1 pseudogene is annotated in these 386 nt (G+C 40.9%); it reads left to right on the forward strand.

Annotated features, from left to right (window positions below):
• Nucleotides 1-8: 8 nt before the first annotated feature.
• Nucleotides 9-386: pseudogene (locus J7R13_RS09385) on the forward strand (cobaltochelatase subunit CobS); the annotation flags it as partial.

Raw genomic sequence — 386 nt, forward strand, 5'->3', positions numbered from 1 at the left:
GAAAAACAATGAAAAAAACAAAACTTCCCGTCGAAAATGTGCCCGATATTACGCTCTGCGCTCGAGATCTGTTTAATATTGATACGGATATGAAAGTGCCTGCTTTTCGCACAAAAAGCCCCCACGTTCCCGATGTAGATCACGATTATCTTTTTGATCAACAAACAACTTTAGCGATTTTAGCAGGCTTTGCATTTAACCGCCGCGTTATGGTTTCTGGCTATCACGGTACAGGTAATTCAGCACATATTGAACAAATTGCCGCACGTCTTAACTGGCCTTGTATCCTAATTAATCTCGACAGTCAGGCTAGCCGTATTGATCTAGTCGGAACAGATGCCATTGTTTTAAAAGAAGGCTTACAAATCACTGGATTTAAAGAAGGT

The sequence above is a fragment of the Bartonella taylorii 8TBB genome (assembly GCF_902825155.1).
Taxonomy (GTDB): domain Bacteria; phylum Pseudomonadota; class Alphaproteobacteria; order Rhizobiales; family Rhizobiaceae; genus Bartonella; species Bartonella taylorii_A.